General features: G+C 67.3%; 19 protein-coding genes and 1 pseudogene. 8 read left to right on the top strand and 12 right to left on the bottom strand.

The genetic code is table 11. The annotated features are described in order from the left end of the window. Positions 1 to 19 precede the first annotated feature (19 nt). Positions 20 to 1,942, top strand: a complete 1,923-nt coding sequence (locus tag ACFWPK_RS15690) for a fumarate reductase/succinate dehydrogenase flavoprotein subunit (protein WP_378915986.1) — start codon at positions 20 to 22, stop codon at positions 1,940 to 1,942. 2 nt (positions 1,943 to 1,944) lie between these two features. Next, positions 1,945 to 2,691, top strand: coding sequence for a succinate dehydrogenase/fumarate reductase iron-sulfur subunit (locus ACFWPK_RS15685; protein ID WP_378915983.1), 747 nt, complete (start codon positions 1,945 to 1,947; stop codon positions 2,689 to 2,691). A 45-nt stretch (positions 2,692 to 2,736) separates the two neighbouring features. On the opposite strand, the gene ACFWPK_RS15680 is transcribed toward ACFWPK_RS15685, so the two are convergent. The 4 genes from ACFWPK_RS15680 to ACFWPK_RS15665 all read right to left on the bottom strand — a co-directional run bounded on the left by ACFWPK_RS15680 (position 2,737) and on the right by ACFWPK_RS15665 (position 4,321). Then, positions 2,737 to 2,874: a hypothetical protein gene (locus ACFWPK_RS15680; protein WP_240505140.1), complete on the bottom strand. Its 138-nt coding sequence runs from the start codon at positions 2,872 to 2,874 to the stop codon at positions 2,737 to 2,739. Between the two features lie 138 nt (positions 2,875 to 3,012). Continuing rightward, positions 3,013 to 3,222 (bottom strand): DUF397 domain-containing protein, encoded by a 210-nt coding sequence (locus ACFWPK_RS15675; RefSeq protein ID WP_378915981.1) that lies wholly within the window; start codon positions 3,220 to 3,222, stop codon positions 3,013 to 3,015. Further along, entirely contained in the window at positions 3,219 to 3,419 is a 201-nt protein-coding gene (locus tag ACFWPK_RS15670) for a DUF397 domain-containing protein (protein ID WP_056824017.1), read from the bottom strand. The genes ACFWPK_RS15675 and ACFWPK_RS15670 overlap by 4 nt, the downstream gene beginning before the upstream one ends. Then, positions 3,416 to 4,321 (bottom strand): helix-turn-helix domain-containing protein, encoded by a 906-nt coding sequence (locus ACFWPK_RS15665; RefSeq protein WP_378915979.1) that lies wholly within the window; start codon positions 4,319 to 4,321, stop codon positions 3,416 to 3,418. Before ACFWPK_RS15665 ends, ACFWPK_RS15670 begins: the two co-directional genes overlap by 4 nt. 183 nt (positions 4,322 to 4,504) lie before the next feature. On the opposite strand from ACFWPK_RS15665, the gene ACFWPK_RS15660 reads away from it, so the two are divergent. Then, complete coding sequence (locus tag ACFWPK_RS15660; RefSeq protein WP_056824023.1) at positions 4,505 to 4,711, top strand: hypothetical protein; 207 nt, start codon at positions 4,505 to 4,507, stop codon at positions 4,709 to 4,711. Between the two features lie 12 nt (positions 4,712 to 4,723). Here ACFWPK_RS15660 and ACFWPK_RS15655 read toward each other — a convergent pair whose 3' ends face one another. Together ACFWPK_RS15655 and ACFWPK_RS15650 are read right to left on the bottom strand one after the other, a co-directional pair. Next, entirely contained in the window at positions 4,724 to 5,671 is a 948-nt protein-coding gene (locus tag ACFWPK_RS15655) for a DNA-3-methyladenine glycosylase family protein (protein WP_378915976.1), read from the bottom strand. A 27-nt stretch (positions 5,672 to 5,698) separates the two neighbouring features. Next, entirely contained in the window at positions 5,699 to 8,509 is a 2,811-nt protein-coding gene (locus tag ACFWPK_RS15650) for an FAD-binding and (Fe-S)-binding domain-containing protein (protein WP_378915973.1), read from the bottom strand. A gap of 195 nt (positions 8,510 to 8,704) precedes the next feature. Here ACFWPK_RS15650 and ACFWPK_RS15645 point away from each other — a divergent pair, with 195 nt between their 5' ends. Next, positions 8,705 to 10,588 carry an ABC transporter ATP-binding protein gene (locus ACFWPK_RS15645; RefSeq protein ID WP_378915970.1) on the top strand — a complete coding sequence of 628 codons (1,884 nt, stop codon included), beginning with the start codon at positions 8,705 to 8,707 and terminating at the stop codon, positions 10,586 to 10,588. Between the two features lie 69 nt (positions 10,589 to 10,657). Here ACFWPK_RS15645 and ACFWPK_RS15640 read toward each other — a convergent pair whose 3' ends face one another. After that, positions 10,658 to 12,190 carry an MFS transporter gene (locus tag ACFWPK_RS15640; RefSeq protein ID WP_378915968.1) on the bottom strand — a complete coding sequence of 511 codons (1,533 nt, stop codon included), beginning with the start codon at positions 12,188 to 12,190 and terminating at the stop codon, positions 10,658 to 10,660. A 104-nt stretch (positions 12,191 to 12,294) separates the two neighbouring features. Here ACFWPK_RS15640 and ACFWPK_RS15635 point away from each other — a divergent pair, with 104 nt between their 5' ends. Continuing rightward, a complete protein-coding gene (locus ACFWPK_RS15635) occupies positions 12,295 to 13,320 on the top strand; it encodes an Lrp/AsnC family transcriptional regulator (protein ID WP_378915966.1) in 1,026 nt (341 codons plus the stop codon). Here ACFWPK_RS15635 and ACFWPK_RS15630 read toward each other — a convergent pair. From ACFWPK_RS15630 to ACFWPK_RS15615, 4 genes are all read right to left on the bottom strand, one after another. Beyond that, entirely contained in the window at positions 13,317 to 14,012 is a 696-nt protein-coding gene (locus tag ACFWPK_RS15630; RefSeq protein WP_378915963.1) for a GntR family transcriptional regulator, read from the bottom strand. The two genes, ACFWPK_RS15635 and ACFWPK_RS15630, sit on opposite strands and share 4 nt — an antisense overlap. 25 nt (positions 14,013 to 14,037) lie before the next feature. Continuing rightward, positions 14,038 to 15,033 (bottom strand): acryloyl-CoA reductase, encoded by a 996-nt coding sequence (locus tag ACFWPK_RS15625; protein ID WP_378915960.1) that lies wholly within the window; start codon positions 15,031 to 15,033, stop codon positions 14,038 to 14,040. A gap of 71 nt (positions 15,034 to 15,104) precedes the next feature. Continuing rightward, a complete protein-coding gene (locus ACFWPK_RS15620) occupies positions 15,105 to 15,743 on the bottom strand; it encodes a TetR/AcrR family transcriptional regulator (RefSeq protein ID WP_378915957.1) in 639 nt (212 codons plus the stop codon). 103 nt (positions 15,744 to 15,846) lie between these two features. Beyond that, a complete protein-coding gene (locus ACFWPK_RS15615) occupies positions 15,847 to 16,914 on the bottom strand; it encodes a DNA polymerase IV (protein ID WP_378915955.1) in 1,068 nt (355 codons plus the stop codon). Positions 16,915 to 17,018: 104 nt separating this feature from the next. Here ACFWPK_RS15615 and ACFWPK_RS15610 point away from each other — a divergent pair. Further along, positions 17,019 to 17,426: pseudogene (locus ACFWPK_RS15610) on the top strand (PaaI family thioesterase); the annotation flags it as partial. Positions 17,427 to 17,722: 296 nt separating this feature from the next. On the opposite strand, the gene lon reads toward ACFWPK_RS15610, so the two are convergent. Then, positions 17,723 to 20,218 (bottom strand): endopeptidase La, encoded by a 2,496-nt coding sequence (gene lon / locus ACFWPK_RS15605; RefSeq protein ID WP_378915953.1) that lies wholly within the window; start codon positions 20,216 to 20,218, stop codon positions 17,723 to 17,725. A 186-nt stretch (positions 20,219 to 20,404) separates the two neighbouring features. Here lon and ACFWPK_RS15600 point away from each other — a divergent pair, with 186 nt between their 5' ends. Both ACFWPK_RS15600 and ACFWPK_RS15595 read left to right on the top strand, forming a co-directional pair. Then, positions 20,405 to 20,812 carry a YciI family protein gene (locus tag ACFWPK_RS15600; RefSeq protein ID WP_378915951.1) on the top strand — a complete coding sequence of 136 codons (408 nt, stop codon included), beginning with the start codon at positions 20,405 to 20,407 and terminating at the stop codon, positions 20,810 to 20,812. After that, a complete protein-coding gene (locus tag ACFWPK_RS15595) occupies positions 20,809 to 21,951 on the top strand; it encodes an RNA polymerase sigma factor (protein WP_378915949.1) in 1,143 nt (380 codons plus the stop codon). The genes ACFWPK_RS15600 and ACFWPK_RS15595 overlap by 4 nt, the downstream gene beginning before the upstream one ends. The last annotated feature ends 23 nt before the right edge of the window (positions 21,952 to 21,974 follow it).

Here is a 21,974-nt window from a genome sequence, read left to right as displayed (position 1 = left end):
GCGAGGAGCTTGTATTTCAATGCCAGACGTGGAACGGCACGACTACGACGTCGTGGTGATCGGAGCGGGCGGCGCGGGTCTGCGAGCCGTGATCGAGGCACGCGAACAAGGGCTTTCGGTGGCGGTGGTGTGTAAGTCGTTGTTCGGCAAGGCCCACACCGTGATGGCCGAGGGTGGTTGCGCGGCGTCGATGGGCAACGCCAACGAGAAGGACAACTGGCAGACGCATTTCAAAGACACCATGCGTGGCGGCAAGTTCCTCAACAACTGGCGCATGGCCGAACTGCATGCCCAGGAGGCGCCCGACCGGGTGTGGGAGCTGGAAACCTATGGGGCGCTGTTCGATCGAACCGCCGATGGGCGAATCAGCCAGCGCAACTTCGGCGGCCACACCTACCCCCGCCTCGCGCACGTCGGCGACCGGACCGGCCTCGAACTGATCCGCACGATGCAGCAGAAGATCGTCTCGTTGCAGCAGGAGGACTACGCGGCGACCGGCGACTACGAGGCCAGGATCAAGGTCTTCGCCGAATGCACGATCACCGAACTGCTCACCGACGCGGGGGCGATCGCCGGTGCGTTCGGCTACTGGCGTGAATCCGGTGGCTTGGTGCTGTTCAAGGCGCCCGCGATCGTGTTGGCCACCGGCGGAATCGGCAAGTCCTACACGGTGACCTCGAACTCGTGGGAGTACACCGGCGACGGCCACGCGCTGGCCCTTCGCTCCGGCGCGACGCTGATCAATATGGAGTTCCTCCAGTTCCACCCCACCGGTATGGTCTGGCCGCCGAGTGTGAAGGGCATCCTCGTCACCGAGGGTGTGCGCGGCGACGGCGGCGTGCTGAAGAACTCCGAGGGCAAGCGGTTCATGTTCGACTACATCCCGCCGGTGTTCAAGGGTCAGTATGCCGAAACCGAGGAAGAGGCCGATCAGTGGTTGCGCGACAACGATTCCGCGCGCCGCACCCCTGACCTGCTCCCCCGCGACGAGGTCGCCAGGGCGATCAACGAGGAGGTGAAGGCGGGCCGCGGCACCGAGCACGGCGGCGTCTATCTCGACATCGCCTCCCGCATGCCCGCCGACGAGATCGTGCGCAGGCTGCCGTCGATGCACCATCAGTTCAAGGAACTGGCCGATGTCGACATCACGGCCGAACCGATGGAAGTCGGCCCCACCTGCCACTACGTGATGGGCGGCATCGAGGTGGACCCCGATTCCGGTGCCGCGCTCGTACCCGGATTGTTCGCTGCCGGTGAGTGTTCCGGTGGCATGCACGGCTCGAACCGGCTCGGCGGCAACTCGCTGTCCGATCTGCTGGTGTTCGGCCGCAGGGCCGGGCTCGGGGCATCGGCGTATGTCCAGCAGCTGACCGACAAACCGACACCGTCCGAGACCGATATCGAGGCGGCGGCGAAAATCGCACTGGCCCCGTTCGATTCACCCGCGGACGGCCCCGGCGAGAATCCGTACACGCTGCACTCCGAACTCCAGCAGACGATGAACGACCTGGTCGGCATCATCCGCAAGGAACACGAAGTACGCGCGGCGATCGACAAACTCACCGAGCTGCGCGCCCGCTACGCCAACGTGGCAGTGCAGGGCAAACGGCCGTTCAACCCCGGCTGGCACCTGGCCCTCGACCTGGCCAACATGCTGATCGTCAGCGAATGTGTCGCCAAGGCAGCGCTGTTGCGCACCGAGAGTCGCGGCGGCCACACCCGCGACGATCACCCCGGCATGAACCCGGACTGGCGCAACACGCTGCTGGTCTGCGCCGTCGATCCGGCCTCCGAAGCCCAGATCCCCGACGTGACCGTCACCCCGGCCGATCAGACGCCGATGCGCGACGACCTACTCGCCCTGTTCGAACTGAGCGAGCTCGAAAAGTACTACACCGAGCAAGAACTGGCTGCGCACCCGGCAGCCGAGGGAAAGGCGTAACCATGGGATACGACGCCCGGTTCCGGGTCTGGCGCGGAGACATCGACGGCGGCAGCCTCTCCGACTACACGGTGGCGGTGAACGAGGGCGAAGTGGTGCTCGACATCATCCATCGTCTCCAAGCCACCCAGACCCCCGACCTCGCCGTGCGCTGGAATTGCAAAGCGGGCAAGTGCGGTTCGTGCTCGGCCGAGGTGAACGGCCGCCCGCGCCTGCTGTGCATGACGCGCATGTCGACGTTCACGCCGGAGGAGGTCATCACCGTCACCCCGATGCGGACGTTCCCGATCATCAAGGACCTGGTCACCGACGTCTCGTTCAACTACGAGAAGGCCAGGGAGATCCCGTCATTCGCGCCGCCGGCGGGTCTCGCGCCGGGCGACTACAGGATGAAACAGGTCGACGTGGAGCGCTCGCAGGAGTTCCGCAAGTGCATCGAGTGCTTCCTGTGCCAGGACACCTGCCATGTGGTGCGCGATCACGAGGAGAACAAGCCCGCCTTCGCGGGTCCGCGCTATCTGATGCGGATCACGGAGTTGGAGATGCACCCGCTCGACACCCGCGACAGACGCGAAATGGCCCAGGAGGAAGCAGGTTTGGGCTATTGCAATATCACCAAATGCTGCACCGACGTGTGCCCCGAGCACATCAAGATCACCGACAACGCGTTGATTCCACTGAAGGAACGTGTTGTGGATCGTCGATATGACCCGATTGTCTGGCTCGGCAATAAATTGTTCCGGCGGTAGGAACTGTTGACGCTGCGGGGCAGGAAGCCCCGCAGCGTCTGCTGCCTACAAGACAGCTACAGTCCCCACAGCGACTAATCCGACCAGTAATCCGATGAACAGCGCCGACAGCAAAGAGCTGGTGAGTACGTAGATTCCGATCGCCGATACCGCGAACAGCAGGATCACGATCAGGCGTTCCACCCCGTCCTCAGGCGCTAGCCTCCGGTACCGGGGCGGCATTTTCTTCAACCCTCGGTCCATATACCTGGGCTACCCGACCCGGCTCCGCATCAAACCTCGGTGTATGCCGAATATCTATCGTTCTGTGATCTAGCGTGATCAAGGACGATCGAACTCGCCGTCGTGCACGCCCGCGGTGAACGCGGTCCATTCACTCGGGGTGAAGATCAGCACCGGACCCTCGGGATTCTTGCTGTCGCGCAGGGCTACGTACCCCTCGGCCAGCATGGCGACCTCCACGCTGCCGTCGGTGGAGCCCGCCCGCAGCCAGGTGGCTCCGGTGGTGTCGATGTCGCGCTTGGTGTTCACGCGAACGCGCCGGTGTCGATGCCCCGGGTGAAGTCGTCCCAGCTCGCGCCGTCGAAGACCAGGGCGGGGCCTGCGGGATTCTTGCTGTCGCGCACCCCGACGTGCCCGCCGAACAGGAAAGCGACTTCGACGCAATCCTTGCCCGCACCACTACGAGTGCTCTTGAACCAGTGTGCGTCGACGAGATCGAAACTCATGCCACATACTCCTTCGCGACCTGCCGCAACAGGTCTCTACTCGGTGGGATATCCAGCGCATGACGCTGGAGGCATTCGTGAGCCTGGTCGTACCTTCGAACATCTGCGTGTCGTTCCAGGTAGAGGTCGCCGGTAAAGCCTTCGGCGTACACCACCGGCGGTTCGACCGGTTTCCCCTTGCTGTCGGTGCCGAACTCGAGAACCGTGAAAGGTCCGGTAGAGACTCCGAGTGGAACACCGGCGGCAAACGACAGGATGCGCAGTGACACGTTACTTCGAGTACTCGCGTCGGCAAGGTGTCGCAACTGCGCAGCCATCACCTTTGCATCACCGACGACGCTACGCAATACCGATTCGTGCAGAACCACATCCATCTCGGCGGGCGAATGCTTGCGGGTGATCAATGCCTGGCGTTGCAGCCGCAGCGCGACGCGGCGATCGAGCTCGTCGACCGAATCCTTGGGAAAACCCAGATGATTCAGTGCCCGTGCGTATTCCGCGGTCTGGAGCAGTCCGGGAACCAGCTCGGACTGATAGGCGCGCAACCGATGCGCCGATGCCTCCAAACCCACATAGATATCGAAGTTTTCGGGAATCAGGTCGCCGTAGGCGTGCCACCAGCTCTTGACCGCGGCCTGCTGCGCGAGCCCGGCGAGACCGTCGGCGAGATCCTCGGGAATGCCGTAGATCCGGCACAGTTCGTGGATGTCGATGGTCCGGATGCGGTCGGCCTGCCCCTTCTCCAGTCGCTGGAGGGTGCTGGCGCCCCACTCCATCAGCCGGGCCGCCTCGGCGATGGTGAGCCCGGCCTGGGTGCGCCAGTCACGCAGGTAGCGGCCGAGCTGGCGGCGCGGCAGAGTCGAGGAGGCACCCGCGTGCCCGTACGTTCCGTTCGATGCCACAGCCCCGCTCCTTCTGTGTCGCACACCCGCCATCCGCTCCGAGCCCCGCGGCGACGGTGGAATTCGTCCACTGTGGGGAATCCTGCACTCCCCCTTGGATGTCGTGCTGGGAATTCGAGGTAAATCTATCCGATCGCGCGTGTACTCACCGTTAGCCGGGTGTTTGCGTGCTGTGCTTGGTTCATGCAATTGAGCGAAGTGAACATGCGCGTCGCCACAGCACTGCTGAGTTGCTCCACCGACCCGGGCCCGATGGAGCCCGAACAAGCCCATGCCGCAATGCAACTACACCTCGACTGCACCGTCGAAGAGTGCCGGGTGCGCAGGCGGGCGCGCAACACTCTCGTCGAAGCGGGCCGCTGCGTACTCGACGCGCGCGCGACGCGTTAGCCGTAGCGCGCCTCAGTGGTGGCGATGATCGGTGATCGGGTCGCGCGGGCCGAATTTCGGTTTGCGCGCCTGCCCGCTCAGTCCGAGCAGTCGCACCGCGCGGTAGCGGTGGGGTTGTAGCGGCCGCAGGTATTCGATCATCGCGTCGTCGTCGATCGGGTGGCCGAGCAGGCTCCAGCCGACAACGGCGGCGAGGTGGTAGTCGCCGACCGAGAGGGCATCGGCGTCGCCGAAGGCGCGTTGCGCGGTCTCGGCCACCGTCCATACCCCGATGCCGGGCAGGCTGCGCAAACGTCGCGCGGCCTCGGCCGGGTCGAGGGTGGCGGTGCGTTCGATCGAGTCGGCGACTCTGGCTGCGCGCACGATGGTCTGCGCGCGCTGCGGGCCGACATTGGCCCGGTGGTATTTCCACGACGGGATCAGCCGCCAGGCGTCGGCGTCCGGTGCCACCATCAGGCCGGCCGGTGCCGGGCCAGGGGCCTTCGTCCCGAACTCGCGGACCAGGGTGCGCCAGGCCGCGAACGAGGACTTCGTGTGCACCTTCTGTTCCAGGATGGCCGGGATCAGCGACTCCATCACCAGCCCCGTCTTCAGCATGCGCAGGCCGGGGACCGTGCGATGGGCTTCGACGAGCTTGGGATGCTCCGGGGCGAAGTCGTCGAGGTTCTCCTCGAGGCAGAGCATGCGGTCGAGGCCGGCCAGGAATTCCTCGGCTCCCGGTCCCCAGGCCCGGGCGCTCGCGCCGTCGCGGCCGTCCTGGGTCAGGCGATAGGTGACCACGCCGGTCGACATGCGCGAGGCGTGCCAGTGGGCGCCGTCGGGGCCGATGTGGTGGCAGGGGTCGCCGCCGCCGCGGCGCAGCGGTGAGACGGTGATGCCGACGTCGAAGGGCCTGCTCGACCGGACGGTCCTGGACAGACCGGCCGAGACCAGGTCCGGGTCCAGGGTCTGATCACGCACCCGACCATTGTGCGCCTGTGATCGGCGTCAACTGACAGCCGGTCCGATCTGGCGATCGAGTAGGTACCTGGCCAGATGCAGGCCGGGGGTGCCTGCGAGTTGGTCGGCTTGGGTGCGGCAGGAGAAGCCGTCGGCCAGGAAGATCGCGTTCGGTGGGGCATTTCTCAGCGCTGGGAGTAGCGCGTTCTCGGCTACCGCGACCGAGACGTCGTAGTGGCCTCGTTGCATGCCGAAGTTGCCTGCCAGGCCGCAGCACCCTGCCAGTTCCTGGACGGTGACGCCCATCGCGGCCAGGATTCGGCGTTCGGCGTCGAAGCCGCCCACGGCGTGCTGGTGGCAGTGCGGTTGGACGACAACGGTGTCGTGCGGGCGCTGGGGTGGTTGCCACGTGGGGTGCTCCAGCAGGAACTCGGCGAGGGTGCGCACCGAGGCCGCGACCTGTTTCGCTCGTGGATCGCCGGGGAGTAGTTCGGGCAGGTCGGCGCGCAGCGTGGCGGTGCAGGAGGGCTCGAGGCCGACGATCAGGCCACCCGCTGCCACGTGCTCGGACAGTGCGTCGAGGGTGGCGCGCAGTCGGGCGCGGGCGCCGTCGAGCTGGCCGGTGCTGATCCAGGTGAGACCGCAGCACACACGATCTTTCGGGGTGCGGACGCGGTAGCCGAGTTGTTCGATCAGTTGTATCGCGGCTATCGCGTTTTCGGGGTCGAAACTGTCGGTGAAGCTGTCGATCCACAGCATGACTTCGGGAGCCGATGACGCGCTGGTACCCGCTCTGTCGTCAGACCATCGGCGGCGGAACGATTTCGGGGCGAGTCGCGGCGCTTCTCGTCTCGGGTCTATTCCGGCCAGACGCATGCCCACTCGGCGCAGGTGGGGGCGGGCGGCGACGGCGTTGGCGAGGCGCGGGAAGTGCTGGGCGATGGCGAGCCAGCGTGGGAGTCGGCCGAGGACATAGTGATCGAGGGGGCGTCGGCGTCCTCGGTAGCGGCGGTACAGCGCCTCGGATTTGTAGGTGGCCATGTCGACGCCCGCGGGGCAGTCGGAGGCGCAGGCCTTGCAGGACAGGCAGAGGTCGAGGGACTCCTCGACTGCTGGTGCGCGCCAGTCGAGTTCGCCGCGCACCACCTCCTGGAGCACTCTGGCGCGGGCGCGCGTGGTGTCCTTCTCGTCGGCGGTGGCCAGATACGAGGGGCACATGAAGCCGCCGGAACCACGAGTGTCCGCACGGCACTTGCCGATTCCTACACATCTGTGCACAGCTGTGGATAAATCGCCGGAGTCTGTGGACAGGGCGAAACCTCGCGATGGGACCGGCGTGAGAGCGGCTACCCGCAGGTCGGCGTCGACGGGGTTCGGAGCGACGAGGACGCCCGGGTTGAGGATATTGCCGGGATCGAACAGGGACTTGAAGCCCGCGAAGGCCGCCCGCGCGGCCGGTGAGTACATGATTTCGAGCAGTTCGGATCTGGCGCGGCCGTCACCGTGTTCGCCCGACAGCGATCCGCCATGACGCACAACGAGTTCGGCGGCGTCGAAGAGGAAGGTGCGGAATCGCCGCGGCGCGTCGGTGATCGGGAAGTCGAGGCGGACGTGGATACAGCCGTCGCCGATGTGTCCGTACAGCAGGCCGCTCACGTCGTATTCGCCGGTGAGCGCGGCGAATTCGCGGAGATACGCCCCTAGGTTCGCCGGCGGAACAGCGGCGTCCTCCCATCCGGGCCACGCCGGTTTCCCGTCGGGGGTTCTCCCGGCCAGACCGGCACCGTCGGCACGAATGCGCCAGAGTGCCGCGGTGGCAACGGGATCGGTGACGATCCGGTGGTCATCGGCGTTGCTCTCCGAGCACAGACGCCGGGCCACCGCCAGCGCCTCGGCCGGGGTCGCTCCCGCGGTCTCGACGAACAACCATCCGCGGCCTCGCGGCAACTCGGGCACCGTCCCCCGATGCGCGCGGACCACGTCGACCAGTCCGGCATCGATACCCTCCACCGCGATCGGCGCGCATGCGGTCACCGCGGCGATATCGTCGGCGGCCGAGGCGATATCGGGGTATGCGAGCACCGTGAGCACGGTCGCGGCAGGCACGGGCGTGAGCGCGACCTCGGCTTCCAGGAGTAGTCCACAGGTGCCTTCGGAACCGACGAACGCCTTCGCCGCCGACGAACCACGTTCCGGCAGCAGGTGTTCGAGGCCGTAGCCGGATGCCTGACGATCGAATCGTCCCAGTTCGGTGCGCAGCACAGCCAGGTTCGTGGTGGTGAACTTCGCCAGGCCGGGCACCGCCGTCAGGTCGGCACCCAGTGTTCGCCGCTCCCCTGTGCCATCGAGAATGCGCAGCTCACGCACGGTATCGGAGGTACGCCCCCAGGCCAGCGCGTGCGGTCCGCACGCATTGTTGCCGATCATCCCACCCAGCGTGCAGCGGTCCTGCGTCGACGGATCCGGCCCGAACCGCAACCCGTGCGGGCGCAGTCGCCGTTGCAGATCCGAGAGCACCACCCCCGGCTGCACGGTCGCCGTTCGCGCCTCGGCGTCGACCGCGCGCACCGCGTTCATGTGCCTGCTGAAATCCAGCACGATGCCGGGTCCGATGGCATTGCCCGCGACCGAGGTACCCGCCCCGCGAGCGGTGATCGAGAGCCCGTTCTCACGTGCGAAGGTCACCGTGGCTGCGACGTCGTCCTCGGCGCGCGCGAACACCACCATGGCGGGCCGGACGCGGTAGTTGGACGCGTCGGCGGAGTACTCGACGCGCCTGCGCACCGACGCGTCGACCGGGCAGCCGACCCGCCTGCGCAGTGCGTCCGCCAGCAGTTCAGCGCTCCGGTCGTCGTCCACGGAAACCAGCCTATTCGCGTGGCCGGGCAGATCCGGTCAGCCGTCCGCGCGACCGCCGTCGGGTGTGATTCGGCGGTCGGTTTCGCTGTGCGCGGAACCGGGAGTCAGCGGAAAGCATTTGCGATCAACCTTTGTTGAGGTTTTAGTGTCGGTGGGCAGGAGTTCAATGGGCTCCGAAGCCTTGAGGAGAGTGCAGTGAGTATCGAATCCGTGGCCTACAGCCAGATGTACCGGCGCGTGAACGCGCCGGAGGAGCAGCGCCCGTTCAGCATGGTGACGGCACGCCGGATTCTGCGGTTCGCTGAGCACCATCGGCGGCGGATCGGCGGGTTCCTGCTGCTCAGCGTGGTGGCCGCGGTGCTCGGTGTGGCTACCCCGGTGCTGGCGGGGCGCGTTGTCAACGGGATCGTCGATGGTTCGGCGCCGCGGACCGTGGTGCTGCTCGCACTCGCCATCGCCGGTCTCGCGGTGCTCGACGCCGCCCTCGGCATCGCCATCCGCTGGCTGTCGGCGCGCATCGGCGAGGGTCTGATCCTCGATCTGCGCACCGCGGTGTTCGATCACGTGCAGAAGATGCCGGTGGCGTTCTTCACCCGCACCAGGACCGGCGCGCTGGTGAGCAGGCTCAACAGCGATGTGATCGGTGCGCAGCGCGCGTTCAGCGACACCCTCTCCGGCGTGATCACCAATCTCGTCACCCTGCTGCTCACGCTCGCGGTGATGCTCAGCATCTCCTGGCAGATCACCCTGCTCGCCCTCGTGCTGCTGCCCGTGTTCGTCATCCCGGCCCGGCGCGCGGGCAACAAACTCGCCGCCATGCAGCGCGAAGCCGCCCAGCTCAACGCCGCCATGAGCACCCAGATGACCGAGCGTTTCTCCGCGCCGGGCGCCACCCTGGTGAAGCTGTTCGGCAGGCCGAAGCAGGAGTCGTCGGAGTTCGCGGTGCGCGCCACCCGCGTGCGTGACATCGGCGTGCGTACCGCCATGCTGCAGACCACCTTCGTCACCTCGCTGACCCTGGTCTCCGCGCTCGCGCTCGCCCTGGTCTACGGCCTCGGCGGCTGGTACGCGCTGAAGGGCAGTCTCGACGCGGGCTCGGTCGTCGCGCTCTCGCTGCTGCTCACCCGCCTCTACACCCCGCTCACCGCGCTGGCCAGCGCCCGCCTGGAGATCATGTCGGCGCTGGTGAGTTTCGAGCGCGTCTTCGAGGTGCTCGACTTGAAGCCGCTGATCGAGGACGCTCCGGACGCCACCCCGGTGCCCGACGGCCCGGTCGCGGTGGAGCTGGACGCGGTGAACTTCGGTTACCCGTCGGCCGACAAGGTCTCGCTCGCTTCGCTGGAAGACGTCGCGACCCTGGACAGCCGTGGCGGCGTCGAGGTGCTGCACGAGGTGTCGCTGCGCGCGGAACCCGGCCAGCTCATCGCCTTGGTCGGCTCCTCCGGCGCGGGCAAATCCACGATCGCCCAGCTGGTTTCCCGTCTCTACGATGTCGACTCCGGCGCGGTGCGCCTCAACGGCTCCGATGTGCGCGACCTGACCACCGAATCCATCCAGCGCACCGTCGGCCTTGTCACCCAGGACGGCCACCTGTTCCACGACACCATCCGCGCGAACCTCCTGCTCTCCCGGCCGGAAGCCACCGAGGAACAACTGTGGGACGCCCTCGGCCGCGCCCGCCTCGGCGACCTGGTCGACTCGCTCGCCGACGGTCTCGACACCGTCGTCGGCGAACGCGGTTACCGCCTCTCCGGCGGCGAACGCCAACGCCTCACCATCGCCCGCCTGCTCCTCAAGCAACCACGGGTGGTGATCCTCGACGAGGCGACCGCCTCGCTCGATTCCACCTCCGAAGCCGCCGTCCAGGAGGCCCTCACCGAAGCACTGACCGGCCGCACCGCCCTGGTCATCGCACACCGCCTCTCCACGATCCGCGCCGCCGACCAGATCCTGGTCCTCGAAGACGGCCGCATCATCGAGCGCGGCACCCACTCCACCCTCCTCAACGCCGACGGCCGCTACGCCGAGCTCTACCGAACCCAGTTCGCCGACGACCCGGTGATCCCGGCGGCCGTCTGAAAGAAGTCCCCTATCCGTCGACCTCGGACGATGGTGCCGCCCGTTGCAGGGCGGCGCCATCGGCTGCGGCTATGCTCCCGCCACCTCTTTCATGACCTCCGCATTCGGGGCTTCCTCGGTACCCGACAGGTGAGTCGGCCGAATCAATACCAACGTCAGCACGCCACCGAGCAGACCGACCAGACCCGAGGCGATCAGCGTGCCTTGGACGCCGGATACCGCCGCGGCGTGTATCGCTTCCTGGAGCGCGGGCCGCAGTTGCTCGGGGGCATCGGCTGTCAGCACCGACGATCGTCCACCCGCGATCGCGCGCGCCGCGCCGTCGATATCCGGCACGGCCCGGGCGCCGAGGACGTCCTTCGCACGTGCGGTGAACACACTGCCGAGCGCCGCGATTCCGAACGCCATCCCGAGTTGCTGCGCGGTGTTGACCGCGCCCGTCGCCATGCCGCCACGGTGTGGCGCGACGGCTCCCATCGCCGCGGAACCCAAGGTGGCCGTGGAGAGTCCAACACCGGCACCGATCGCGATGTATCCGGGAACGAGGGCAAGCCAGCCTGCGTCGTCACGGACGAAGACGCCGCCGAGCAAACCGCCGATACCCACCATGAGCAGTCCGCTCCCGATGATCCGCCCGGGATTGGCGCCGTGCAGAAAGCGGCCGAACGCGCCGGACACCAGAAACGCCATGATCGACAGCGGCAGCCCGACCAATCCGGCCTCGATCGGGCTCATACCGCCCACCGACTGCAGCCAGATCGAGGTGTACATCAGTGCCGCGAACGCTGCCAGGAACAACGTCACCGCCGCGACCAGCACGCCGACAAACGACCGTTCCCGAAGCAGCGCGAGATCGAACATCGGCTGCGCAGAACGGCGCTCGATCACCACGAACGCGGCGAGCGCGACGGCCGCGACCAGCAACATCGACCGGGTCCCGGTATCCGACCAGCTGTGCTCGTTGGCCCGGATCAACGCGTAGGTCGCCGACGCGGCGGCCACCGCGAAGGCGGCCATGCCTGCCACATCGATACGGGCACTGTGGGTTTCGGTCATGTCACGCAGCGCCACGACACACAGAACGATCGCGATGATGCTGAGCGGCAGGTTCACGAAGAAGATCCACCGCCACGACGCCGCCTCGGTGAGGATGCCGCCGAGGATCGGCCCGACGGCCGACGACGCGCCAGCGATCGCACCCCACATGCCGTAGGCGACGCCACGATCACGGCCCGAGTACGAGCCGTTCAGCAGCGGAAAGGTGGTCGCGGCCATCGCGGCCGCCCCGATACCCTGCACGACGCGAGCGACGATCAGCACCGAGGGATTCGGTGAGATACCGCAGATCAGCGATGAGACGGCGAACAGGATCAGACCGCCGACGTAGATTCGCCGGTGCCCGACCAGGTCGGCGATCGAACCCGCACCGAGCAGGAGCGCGGCCATCGCCAGCGCGTAGGCGTTGACGACCCACTGCAGTGAGCTGAACGAAGCGTCGAGATCACCTGCTATCTCGGGTAGTGCGACGTTCACGATGGTGACGTCGATCAGCAGCATGAAAGTGCCGAGGCAGATAGTCAGCAGCGGTAGCCACTTGCGCATATGCCGTTGTCCTCTCTCGAAAGACTCCGAAGGTCGGGCGTCGATCTTGCGTCGGCAACGGCGATGAAGTCGCCCTGATCCGGGCTCGGCGTAAATTTCCTACCATGGCTGGCGTTCCCCCGAAAGAAACCTCGGTTCTCGATGCGATGGATGCGCGAATCGTGCGTTTCCTGCAGCTGGATCCGCGTGCTTCGTTCAGTCGGATCGCCGGTGAACTCGGTGTCGCAGAGCAGACGATCGCCCGCCGATACCGGCGGCTGCGCCGCGAGGGTTTTGTCCGGGTGATCGGGTCGATCGATGCCAACGCGCTGGGTGAGAACGATTGGTTGATCCGTGTGCGGTGCAGGCCCGACGGCGCGGTGAAGGTGGCCGAGGCGCTGGCGCGGCGCGCCGATGTGGCCTGGGTCAGCATTGCCGCGGGCGGTGCGGAGGTCGCGTTCTCGCTGCACCCGCGCACCCAGAGCGATCGCGACGATCTGCTGGTGCAGCGGTTGCAGCGCAGTGCACCGGTCCTCGACATCACCGCGTCGATGATCATCCACCGTTTCGTCGGCAGCAGCGCCGTCGACTGGCGCGGCCGCCGCGACATCTGCACCGCACAACAGCCGGTGGGCGCCCCGGACGCGCCGGGATCCGATATTCAGCTCGAAGCCGGCGACCACGCATTGCTCGACCTGCTCGCCCGGGACGGACGCACCAGCTATGCCGTCCTCGCCAGGTCGACGGGCATGTCACTCGGCCGAGTCATCCGCCGCGTCGCCGCACTCCAGGACGGCGGCATCCTCTATTTCGACCTCGATATCGCCCCTGCCGCGCTCGGTTCGGGGCTCGCCGCCTTCCTCTGGCTCAACGTCGCTCCGGCCCAGCTGGATTCGGTCGGCCGGGCCATTGCCGACCACGACGAGACGACCTATACCGCCGCGGTGACCGGTCCGTTCAACCTGTTCGCGACGGTGTTCTGCGCGAACGCCGAGCGGCTGTACCGCTATATGACCACCGAGATGGCCGCGCTGAACGGCGTCCACAGCTTCGAACTCTCCCCCGTCCTGCGCCGGTTGAAGCAGGCCGGATCACTCACCGCGGGCGACTTGCTTGCCCAACCGGACCCGACCCTGCCCCGGCGCTCCTAGTGGCCGGGACCACGGTGCCGTAGCGCGGTGACGATGGCCAGGGTGGGGGTGCGGCCCGCTTCGGTGTGGCTGAGCATGGCGTATTCGGCCAGTCGTTCGTCGCCCGAGGTGATCGCGTCGATCAGGTGCTGGTGTTCGTCGCGCTGTTGCTCGGTGTTGCGTTCGGTGGTGAGGAAGAACAGCCAGGCCATGCGGGCAAGGATGGTGCGCATCAGCTGGGTGAGCAGCGAGTTGCCGGACAGTTCCACGATGGCGCCGTGCAGCCTCGCGTTCGTCTCGGCGATGCGGAGCGGATCACGAGAATCGGTGGCCTCCCGCGCTTCTCGCAAGGCTGCGTGCAGCGGGGAGCTGTCGTGGCCCTGCCTGATGCGGGCGGCGGCCAGGCGGGCGGCGAGCGGTTCCAAGCCGATGCGGACATCGAAGAGTTCCTCCACCGCGGTCGTATCCCAGGAACGCACAACCGCGCTGCGTCGCGGCAACGCGCTGACGATGCCGTCGAACTCGAGTAACGCCAAGGCCTCTCGCACCGGAAGACGGGAGGCACCGAGCATGGCGGCCAGGCGCGCCTCCGGCAGTTTCTCGCCTTCGCGGTACTCCCCGGTGATGATCGCGCGGCGCAGATCGTCATAGATCCGGCGCGTCTGCGAAGTGTCGTCGACGACTTCTGCCGGCGGACGTCGGTTTCGGGCCACCCGGACAGTCTAGGAACCGAGAATCTCAGAACTCGTTGGCTACGCCGATCACGGTGCGGCCGGAGTGGGTGCCGTCCTTGATCGACTGCAGGACGGTACCGACCTCGGTGATCGGGGTGAAGGACTCGATCGTCGAAAGGTGTTGCGGGCGAAGCTCTTTGCCCAGCGCGGTCCACAGGGCGCGGCGCTTCTCGATCGGGAGCTGGACCGAGTCGATGCCGAGCAGGCTGACACCGCGCAGAATGAACGGCAGCACGGTGGTGGGGAGTTCGGCGCCACCGGTGAGGCCGCTGGCCGCCACCGCGCCGCCGTAACCGATGGCGCTGAGGACGTGAGCCAGCGAGGCGCCGCCGACGCTGTCCACCGCGGACGCCCAGTTGGCCTTGTTGAGCGGGCGCGGCTTGGCGTCGGGGTCGAGGGGGAGTCGGCCGATGACCTCGTTGGCGCCGATGTCGGCGAGCAGGTCGCTGGCGTCGGTCTTGCCGGTGGAGGCGATGACCTCGAAGCCGAGGCCGGAGAGGATGTCGATGGCGACGGTGCCGACACCGCCGGTCGCGCCGGTGACCAGGACGGCGCCGTCGTCGGGGGTCAGGCCGTGATCGAGCAGGGCCCGCACGCTCATGGCGGCGGTGAAGCCGGCGGTGCCGATGGTGGCGGCGTCGCGGGTGTCGAGCCCATCGAGCTTCACCACCCACTCGGCAGGCACCCTGGTGTATTCGGCGAAGCCGCCGTTGCGGGAAACACCCAGGTCGTAGCCGTGCGCGATCACCTGATCACCAGGGGCGAAGTCATCGGTATCCGAGGAGACCACCTCACCGGTGAGGTCGATACCGGGCACGATCGGGTAGTTGCGCACCACCCCACCACGCGGTGTAATCGCCAGCAGGTCTTTGTAATTCGCGCTCGAGTAATGGACCTTGATCGTCACGTCCCCGGTGCCGAGGAAGTCATCCCCCACCGTTTCGCGGGCGAGCACGATCCCACCGTCGGATTCACGGGCAACCATCGCTGAGAACTCCATCGCCCGAGCATACGAGTTCGGAGCCCCGATTTGGAGGTACCTGTACTTGGACGGTTGACCACCGGCAACTGTCAGTGTCCGGGTGCGTCAGCCGGCGCCAGCGTGGTGATCCAGAGCGCGATCATGTCGGCGGTCTGGTCGATCACCGTATCGCGGTCCATGCCCTCTTCTTCCATCTTGACCGAGCGCAGCGCGGTGGAGAAGCCCGCGTTGAGCACGATGTAGGCCATGGTGTCGACGTCGAGGCCATGGGTCGGGCCGAGCGACTGGATGAGGTAGAGCTTGATGACCATTCGCAGGCGGGGTTCGAATTCGGGGATACCACTGCCGTAGAACTGCAGATCCGCCAACAGGGCGCGCACGAGCGGGCCGTTGGCTACCAGGATTTCGACCCCGATGCGGATGATCTCGGCAACCGCGTCGCGCCGGGGTCGGTCGACGACCGAGATGGTGAGCAGCTGACTGTATTTTTCCTCAGCCTGCGCGAACAGGCTGCCGGTGAGCTCCTTGACGATCTCTTCGCGGTCGGTGAAATACCGGTACAGGGTGCCGATACTCATGCCGGCTTCCGCGGCGATCCGGTTGGTCGAGGTGTTGGCGATACCGCGATCACCGAACAGCTGAGCGGCCACCTCGAGAATCCGTGCTCGTGTCTCCTTCGCGCGATCCTGCTTGGGGCGTTTGCGCTGGGGATCGGCATGGGCTGGCATCAGGTGGACCTCGAGAGAAAGCCGAACAAAGTGAGCGAGAACTCACACATCATGATCACGAATACACCGGAATCGGTCAATTCCCCCTGCCTGAGCCGGCAGGTCAGTGGGGGAGTAGTTCGAGGCGGACGCCGAGGAGGCGGACCGGGCGGTCGAGGTCGAAGCGGGCGATGATCGCGAGGGCGGTGTCGACGATGGCGGCGATGTCGTCGGTGGGGGTGGGGAGTTTTTGCTGTTTGCTGCGGGTGTAGAAGGTTTTCGTGCGGACGGTGACCGAGACCCGGGTGCTGATGCGGTGGTGTTCGCGCATTTCCTCGGCGACTTCGGTGGCGATGCGAGCGACCTCGCGGCGGATGTCGCCGGGGTCGGTGAGGTCGTGCGGGAAGGTTTCGGATTTGCTGCGGCCCACGGGGACTCGCGGGGTGGTCGAGAGTTCGGTGTCGCCTTTGCCGTGGCCGAGGACCCACAGGTAGGGGCCGGTGTTCGGGCCGAATTCGGCGGCCAGGCGCTGACGGTCGGCGGCCATCAGTTCGGCGACCGTGGTGATGTCGAGGTCGGCCATGCGTTTGGCGATGCGGGCGCCGACGCCCCAGAGCGCGTCGGTGGGGCGGTGGCCCATGAGCTCGGTCCAGTTGGCGGCGGTCAGTTCGAAGATCCCGGCGGCCGCGCCCTCGTCGTGTTCGGGTTCGGCGGAGGTCTTGCCCGCGGACTTGGCGAAGCCGGTGGCGAGTTTCGCGGTGAGTTTGTTGTCGCCGATGCCGACCGCACAGGTGAGGCCGAGTTCGATGATGGCAGTGCGGATTTCGGCGGCGAGATGCCACGGATCGGCATCGGTTGCGACGAAGGCTTCGTCCATCCCCCAGACCTCGACCGCACCCGCCACCCGGCCGAGTGTCGCCATGATCTCCTCGGAGGCCACCTCGTACGCGGCCATGTCGACCGGCAGGAAAACGCCCTCCGGACACTTGCGCTTGGCCATTTTCAACGCCATGCCCGCATGCACGCCATAGGCCCTCGCGGGATAAGACGCGCAGGTCACGACCTTGCGAGGCTGTTCGGGATCACCTTCGCCGCCGACGATGACCGGCTGACCGCGCAGCTCAGGGCGACGCCGGAATTCCACCGCCGCCTGGAATTGGTCGAGATCGACATGCAGGAGCCACCGGGGCACAGTTCCGTCATACCCCATGGCACCGAGAATCCGGCGTAACCGGGCGTGGCAATATCCGTAGCGCGCCAACCGATCACGACTGAGCTCGAAGAACGGAACACCCGATGCCGACCGAAGCCACCACCCTCGACCTCGACCTGGCGCGCCAGGTGCTCGCCGCGCAGCCGTTCGCCCGTCTGGTCGGCACCGAGCTCACCGAATTCGGTGATGGCGCAGCCACGCTCGTCATCGATATCCAGCCAGAACACGGCCAGCAGTTCGGCTTCGTGCACGGCGGGGTGCTCGCCTACGCCGCCGACAACGCCCTCACCTTCGCCGCGGGCACCGTCCTCGGCCCCAACGTCCTCACCGGCGGCTTCACCATCACCTACCTGCGCCCCGCCCAGGGCGAACGCCTGCGCGTGCACGCCACCGTCCTCGGCGCCACCCGCCGCCAGGCCGTCACCCACTGCGACGTCTACGCCGAAACCGAGGGCGAGGAACCCATCCTCTGCGCGGTCGCCCAGGGCACCACCCGCCGCGTCGAAAAGGACCTCGCACCCTCCACCGAGGAAGACACGGAAGAATTCGACGACGACGACCTCGACGACCTCGACCTCGACGACGACCAGGACAACTACGACACCGATCAACTGGCGGTAGTCACCGTGGACGGCCCGGTACTGCCGCCGACCGTCAGCCGGTAGGCCGGGAATCGCGGCACGGATCAGATCCGCGCGATCGTGAGCGATGCGGCCGAGGATGGTTGCTCCGGACAAGGCAACGGGCCGCACACAGTGAGCTGTGCACGGCCCGTCGATAGTTCGGATCAGGCGCTGACGGCGAAGGTTTTGCCGTCGGCGGCGGGTTCGGCGATCGGTTCGATGGCGTAGGCCAGGATGTCTGCCACGTCGGCGACGGGGCGGACGTTCAGTGCGGCAAGGACCTCTGCCGGGACCTCGTCGAGGTCGGGTTCGTTGCGGGCGGGGATGAAGACGGTCTTCAGGCCCGCGCGCTGGGCGGCGAGGAGTTTCTGTTTCACGCCGCCGATCGGCAGGACGCTGCCGTTCAGCGTGACCTCGCCGGTCATGCCGACATCGCCGCGGACCGGGCGGCCCAGTGCCAGTGACACCAGGGCGGTGACCATGGTGACACCCGCCGATGGGCCGTCCTTGGGGACCGCGCCCGCGGGGAAGTGGATGTGGATATTGCGATCGAGGACCTTGGGTTCGATGCCGATTTCCTCCAGGTGCGAGCGCACGTAGGTGAGGGCGATCTGGGCGGACTCCTTCATGACATCGCCGAGCTGGCCGGTGAGGGTGAGGGAACGCTCGCCCTCGGCGCCGTTGGCCTCGATGTAGAGCACATCGCCGCCCGCACCGGTCACCGCGAGGCCCGTCGCCACACCGGGCACCGAGGTGCGTTCCATCGAATCCGGGGTGAAGCGGGGGCGGCCGAGGTAGTCGGTGAGGTTGTCGAGGTCGACCACCAGGCTCGTCACCTGACCGACCGGCTGCGGACCGGCGGCGATGTCGATGACGTTGTTGTCGTAGCCGAGTTCGGGGTCGTAACCGAGCACCGCGCCTCCGCCCAGCTCGCCCTTGTCGACGAGTGCGGCGTTGTCGGGCCCGGCCTTCTCACCGACGCTCGCGGGGTCGCCCGTGACGAGGCGAGTCGCCGCCTTGCGCAAGGCTTTTGCCACCAGACGCTCCATTTGACGCACGCCCGCCTCGCGGGTGTAGTTCGCCGCGATCTCGCGCAACGCCGCGTCGGTGATCGAAACCTCTTCCGTGGTCAGGGCATTGCGCTCCAGCTGGCGGGGGACCAGGAAGTCGCGGGCGATGGCCACCTTGTCGGCCTCGGTGTAGCCGTCGACGGTGATGAGCTCCATGCGGTCGAGCAGGGGACCGGGGATGGTGTCCATGACATTGGCGGTCGCGATGAACAGGACGTTCGACAGGTCGAGGTCCAGGTCGAGGTAGTGGTCGCGGAAGGTGTGGTTCTGCGCGGGGTCGAGGACCTCGAGCAGCGCCGCCGCCGGATCACCACGGAAGTCGGAGCCGACCTTGTCGATCTCGTCCAGCAGGACAACGGGATTCATCGAACCCGCCTCCTTCACCGCGCGCACGATCCGGCCCGGCAACGCGCCGACGTAGGTGCGGCGGTGGCCACGGATCTCGGCCTCGTCGCGCACGCCGCCAAGGGCAACGCGAACGAACTTGCGGCCCAGTGCTTTTGCGACCGACTCGCCCAGCGAGGTCTTACCGACACCGGGCGGACCGACCAGCACGAGCACCGCGCCGGAACCGCGTCCGCCGACGACCTCGAGGCCACGCGCGGCCCGCCGCGATCGCACGGCCAGGTACTCGACCATGCGGTCCTTCACCTCGTCGAGACCGTGGTGATCGGCGTCGAGCACCGCGCGAGCGGCCGAAACATCGGTGCTGTCTTCGGTTTTCACCGTCCACGGCAGATCGAGCACGGTGTCGAGCCAGGTGCGGATCCAGCCCGATTCCGGGCTCTGATCACTGGCGCGCTCCAGCCGGCCGACCTCGCGCAGCGCCTCGGCCCGCACGTTCTCGGGCAGGTCCGCGTTCTCCACGCGGGTGCGGTAGTCGTCGGCGCCGTCGGGTTCGTCCTCGCCGAGTTCCTTGCGGATGGCGTTGAGCTGCTGGCGCAGCAGGAACTCGCGCTGGCTCTTCTCCATGCCGTCGCGGACGTCTTCGGAGATCTTGTCGGTGACCTCCACCTCGGCGATGTGGTCCTTGATCCACTCGAGCTGACGGGTCAGCCGCACGACGACATCGGGGGTCTCGAGCAGCTCGCGCTTCTGCTCATCGGACAGGTACGGCGCGTAGCCCGCGGTGTCGGCGATGGCCTCCACGTCGTCGAGCTGGTTGACGATATCGATGATCTGCCAGGCCTCACGCCGCTGCAGGACGGCGACGACCAGCTTCTTGTACTCGGCGGCGAGTGCGGTGGTGTGTTCGTCGGGTTCGACCGACTCGACGAGCTCGGCCTCCACCCACAGCGCGGCCCCCGGCCCGGTGACCCCGTGCCCGATCCGCGCCCTGCGCTCGGCCTTCAACACGGCCGCGGGCGCGCCACCGCGCATCCGGCCGACCTGTTCGATGGTGGCGACCACGCCGTAGGACGCGTATCCCTCGTCGAGGCGCGGCGCGACCAGCACCGAGCCGGTTTTGGCTGCCTGCGCGGCGTCGATGGCGGCCTGCGCGGATTCGTCCAGTTCGATGGGCACGACCATGCCCGGCAGCACGATCGGATCGGTCAGGAACAGCACCGGCAGGTTCTGAGCTGAAGTCATGTCGACCCTTCCAAAGTTGAGCTTTGCTGACTCAACATGGACCCCCGACTGTTTGTTCCTGCAGGTGGCGCCGTTCACTCCTGGCGAAAAATTCTCCGAAATTCTTTCGCCGTGGATGTCGAGAACGCGCGAACGGCTCCGTCCCAGGGGTACAACCCACGAAGAACACGAACCGAGGAGAACATCATGGCCAAGTACCTGCTGCTCAAGCACTACCGTGGCGCGCCCGCATCGGTCAACGACGCGCCGATGGATCAGTGGACGCCGGACGAGGTGTCCGCGCATGTGCGGTACATGGTGGATTTCGCCGATCGGCTGCGATCGACCGGCGAGTTCGTCGACGGTCAGGCGCTGTCCACGCAGGGCACGTGGGTGCGCTCGGACGGCGAGGGGCGCCCGCCGGTCACCGACGGGCCGTTCGCGGAGACCAAGGACCTGATCGCCGGGTGGATGGTCATCGACGTCGAGACCTATGACCGGGCGCTCGAGCTGGCCGGGGAGCTGTCGGCGGCACCGGGCGCGGGCGGGAAGCCGGTGCAGGAATGGCTCGAACTGCGGCCGTTCTACACGGAGTTGCCCACGGTGACCGAGTGAACGACGCGCTACTACGCGAACTCGTCCCCGCGGTGATCGGGATCCTCGTCCGCCGCGGGGCCGAGTTCGCGGCGGCCGAGGACGCGGTGCAGGAGGCGCTGATCCGGGCGCTGGAGACCTGGCCCGAGGATCCACCGCGCGATGCGAAGGGCTGGCTCGTCTCCGCCGCCTGGCGAAAGTTCATCGATGCGACGCGGGCCGAAACATCGAGGCGGGGGAGGGAATTCGCAGTCGATACCGAGCCGGAAGCCGGGCCGGTGCCCGCCACGGACGACACGCTGTGGCTGTATTTCCTGTGCGCGCACCCTTCGCTGTCTCCCGGCTCGGCCGTCGCACTGACCTTGCGCGCGGTCGGCGGCCTGACGACCCGGCAGATCGCGACGGCCTACCTGGTGCCGGAATCGACTATGGCGCAACGGATCAGCCGGGCCAAGAAGCGGATCACCGGCCTACCGCTCGACCGTCCCAGCGATCCGACGACCGTGCTGCGCGTGCTCTACCTCGTCTTCAACGAGGGCTACAGCGGCGACATCGACCTGGCGGCCGAAGCCATCCGCCTCACCCGCCAGCTCGCCGCCTCGACCGGCGAACCCGAGGTCGCGGGGCTGCTCGCGCTGATGCTGCTGCACCACGCCCGCCGTGCGTCGCGCACCGAGGGCGGGCGCTTGGTTCCGCTCGCCGAACAGGACCGATCCCGTTGGGACACACACCTCATCGCCGAAGGCGTGACGATCCTGCAAGCCGCGCTGGCCCGTGACCGCCTGGGCGAGTACCAGGCCCAAGCCGCGATCGCCGCCCTGCACGCGGATGCCCCGAGTACCACCGACACGGACTGGATACAGATCGTGGAGTGGTACGACGAACTTCTGCTTCTCACCGACAACCCGGTAGTGCGCCTGAATCGCGCGGTCGCGGTCGGCGAGGCCGACGGCCCCCGAGCAGGCCTGGCCGCCTTGGCAGATCTCGACCCGGAACTACCGCGCCACAGTGCGTCCCGTGCCTACCTACTCGAACGGGCGGGCGATCTCGAACAGGCCGCGACCCTGTACGCCGAAGCGGCCCGCACAGCCACCACCGTTCTCGAGCGCGACCACCTCACCCGCGAGGCCGCCCGAGTTCGGCAGTTGTCGCGATCCTGAAAACAGCTCGGCCTCCCCCGGGT

This window comes from Nocardia sp. NPDC058519, assembly GCF_042719755.1.
In the GTDB taxonomy this organism is placed as follows: Bacteria; Actinomycetota; Actinomycetes; order Mycobacteriales; family Mycobacteriaceae; genus Nocardia.
The sequence above is the reverse complement of the archived record's forward strand: the minus strand, read 5'-3'. Positions and strand labels throughout refer to the sequence as shown.